The organism is Frateuria sp. (assembly GCF_013362045.1).
GTDB lineage: Bacteria > Pseudomonadota > Gammaproteobacteria > Xanthomonadales > Rhodanobacteraceae > Frateuria_A.
In genome coordinates, this window is the sequence record NZ_JABFWW010000098.1 from 1 (window position 1) to 3,316 (window position 3,316).

General features: G+C 67.3%; 4 protein-coding genes. 1 reads left to right on the forward strand and 3 read right to left on the reverse strand.

The genetic code is table 11. From position 1 onward, the window contains the following. The 3 genes from HOQ08_RS04795 to HOQ08_RS04805 all read right to left on the reverse strand — a co-directional run. Positions 1-207 (reverse strand): hypothetical protein (locus HOQ08_RS04795; RefSeq protein WP_291192203.1); only part of this gene is annotated, 207 nt, incomplete at its 3' end. Between the two features lie 423 nt (positions 208-630). Next, on the reverse strand, positions 631-2,145 hold the full coding sequence (locus HOQ08_RS04800) for a fumarate hydratase (protein WP_291192197.1): 1,515 nt from the start codon (positions 2,143-2,145) through the stop codon (positions 631-633). 134 nt (positions 2,146-2,279) lie between these two features. Continuing rightward, the gene (locus tag HOQ08_RS04805; RefSeq protein WP_291192199.1) at positions 2,280-2,915 is read right to left on the reverse strand and encodes an outer membrane beta-barrel protein; all 636 of its coding nucleotides are present in this window, start codon (positions 2,913-2,915) and stop codon (positions 2,280-2,282) included. 135 nt (positions 2,916-3,050) lie between these two features. Here HOQ08_RS04805 and HOQ08_RS04810 point away from each other — a divergent pair. Continuing rightward, positions 3,051-3,316, forward strand: a 266-nt coding sequence (locus HOQ08_RS04810) for a PhzF family phenazine biosynthesis isomerase (protein WP_291192201.1), incomplete at its 3' end; no start/stop codon positions are given.

A 3,316-nucleotide genomic window follows, 5' to 3' on the forward strand; every position in this document is an offset into this window, starting at 1 on the left:
GTGGTGGCGTTGCGCGATCGCGCTGGCCGCCGGCCTGCGTTTGTCCCCGTTGCCCTCGGCGCACAGCTGTTTCAGTGCGTCGGTGATGCCGGTGAGCGCGGACACGACGACCAGCACGCGGGCGCCTTCGGCGCGGCGGCTGGCGATCAGCTCACGGATGTTCTGCCAGCGCGGCAGCGTCGCGACGGACGTGCCGCCGAACTTCATCACGATCCAGGGTTTCTCTGGAACGGGCGCGTCCGCCGACAGCGGCGCGGGGTTCTGCGGGTTCACAAAGGCTCCATTGCGGGTGGTGGGGAAAGGCAATCGCACCAGTGTTGCGCTGCGGCAATCGGATTGCAATGGATTTTTTATGGCAAATGTTTGGACGTTTAGCCATCCAAACGCCACAAACTCTCCTTGCTCCCTCTCCCCTGTGGAGAGAGGGCGGGGGTGAGGGATCAACCTTGCCCCGGTCCTGCCAATGAGGCATCCGTCCGATGCGGCTTTCCCGCGAGCACCCACCCCTCACCTCGGTCCTCTCCCCGGAGGGGAGAGGAAGCAAGGCGGATTACGGCAAGCCGTGACCCCTCACCTCAATCCTCTCCCCGAAGGGGAGAGGAAGCGAGGGTGTGCGCTGCGCGCACGGCTTTATTCGACAACCACGGGGATCTTGCCGATGCGCGCCTGCCATTCCTTCGGCCCGGTCTGGTGCACCGAGGTGCCGGACGAATCGACCGCCACGGTGACCGGCATGTCCTTGACCTCGAACTCGTAGATCGCCTCCATCCCCAGATCCGCGAAGCCGACCACGCGCGAGGCCTTGATCGCCTTGGACACCAGGTAGGCGGCGCCGCCCACGGCCATCAGGTAGACGGAGCGATGCTGCTTGATCGCCTCGATCGCGGCCGGCCCGCGCTCGGCCTTGCCGACCATGCCGAGCAGGCCGGTCTGCGCCAGCACCTGCCCGGTGAACTTGTCCATGCGCGTGGCGGTGGTGGGCCCGGCCGGGCCCACCACCTCGTCACGTACCGGATCGACCGGACCGACGTAGTAGATGAAGCGCCCATTGAAGTCGACCGGCAGCGGCTCGCCCTTGTTGAGCATGTCGACCATGCGCTTGTGCGCAGCGTCGCGGCCGGTCAGCAACTTGCCGTTGAGCAGCAGCACCTCGCCCGGCTTCCAGCTCGCCACGTCCTCGCGCGTGACGGCATCGAGGTTCACGCGCCGGCCCTTGGAGGCGTCGTAGGTGAGCTTGGGCCAATGCTCCAGCGAGGGTGGATCGAGCATCACCGGGCCGGAGCCGTCCAGGGTGAAGTGCGCGTGGCGGGTTGCCGCGCAGTTGGGGATCATCGCCACCGGCAGGTTGGCCGCGTGGGTCGGGTAATCCTTGATCTTGACGTCGAGCACGGTGGTCAGGCCGCCCAGGCCCTGCGCGCCGATGCCCAGCGCGTTGACCTTCTCGTACAGCTCGATGCGCAGCTCCTCGATGCGGTTGGACGGCCCGCGCGCGATCAGCTCCTGGATGTCGATGTGCTCCATCAGCGATTCCTTCGCCAGCAGCATCGCCTTTTCGGCGGTGCCGCCGATGCCGATGCCGAGCATGCCCGGCGGGCACCAGCCGGCGCCCATCGTCGGAACGGTCTTGAGCACCCAGTCGACGATGGAGTCGGACGGATTGAGCATCACGAACTTGCTCTTGGCCTCCGAGCCGCCGCCCTTGGCCGCCACGATCACCTCGAGCTTGTCGCCCGGGACGATCGACACGTTGATCACCGCCGGCGTGTTGTCACGCGTGTTCAGGCGCTTGCCCGCCGGGTCGGCCAGCACCGAGGCGCGCAGCTTGTTGTCCGGATGGTTGTAGGCGCGGCGCACGCCCTCGTTGACCATGTCCTCCAGGCTCATCGTGGCGTCCCAGCGCACGCCCATGCCCACCTTGAGGAACACGGTGACGATGCCGGTGTCCTGGCACAGCGGACGATGGCCTTCGGCGGCCATGCGCGAGTTGATCAGGATCTGCGCCATCGCGTCGCGCGCCGCGGGCGACTCCTCGCGCTCGTAGGCGGCGGCGAGGCTGGCGATGTAATCGACCGGGTGGTAGTAGCTGATGTACTGCAGCGCGTCGGCGACGGACTGGATCAGGTCGTCTTGCTTGATGGTGGTCATGGGCGGCTTTCGCTTCGAACGCACCGCCTTGCGCGGCGCAGAAGCCGTCTATTGTGCCGCAGCCGGCCGGGCCGGACAAAAACAACGGCCGCGCGGGGCGGCCGTTGCGGGTGTTGCCGGAAGCCTCGTGTGCCTTAGAAGCGGTATTCGGCCGAGAGCATGTAGCTGCCCACGTTGCCCGTCACCGAGCCGGCGTCGGTCTTGCCCTTGACGTGGTAGTTGTCGTAGTTCAGGCCCATGCTGAAGTTCGGCGCGAAGTCGTAGCCCACGCCGACGCCACCATACCAGCCGTCGCCGTCGGCGCTGCCGCTGGCATAGCCGCTGCCGTAGCCGGTCTGGGAATAGTTGGCGGTGGCATGGACGGTCGAACGGAACCAGCCTGCGCGGGCCGACACGAACCAGTTGTCGGCGAAGTTGTACCTGCCGGTGCCACCCAGCAGCCAGCCCTTGGCATTGGCGTCGGCGTGCGCGGTCTGCGCGAAGTTGGTGGTGGCGTAGTAGTACCTGGAAACCACCTTGCCCAGGTCGGTGTAGCCGCCCTCGACGCCGAGGTCGAAGCCGTTGCCGACCTTCCACGCATAGCCGAAGCGCAGCGCGCCGGCGGTGTCCTTCTCGTCCAGCGTGTAGCCCAGGCCGTCGGTGCGGCCCACGTGGTACTGCGCCTGGCCCACGCCGGCGTTGATGAAGAACGCGCCGGTATCGGCAGCAGCGGCCGAGGCAGACGCAACGGCCAGCGCCGCGCCGAGAGCGGCGGTAAGAATCCTGTTCATGCGGTGACACTCCCTGTTTCGATTTTTTGAGGACCCGGTCGGGGTGGCCGGGCCCCGCGCATTCTAGGGATGGCGCACTCCGGGCGCTGTCGGGGATCACCTACACTGCTGGACCGTGCCGAGGCCACGACCCCCATGCCGAGTTTCGAGTTCCTGCAGTTGGACGTCTTTGCCGCGCGCCTGCTCGAGGGCAACCCGCTGGCGGTGGTGATCGGCGCCGATGCGCTGGACGGCGCGACGATGCAGCGCATCGCGCGCTGGACCAACCTCTCCGAAACTGCCTTCCTGCTGCGCCCCACGCGACCGGGGGCGGACTATCGCGTGCGCATCTTCACCCCGCGCCTGGAGCTGCCCTTCGCCGGCCATCCCAGCGTCGGCTGCGCCTACGCGGCGATCGAGGC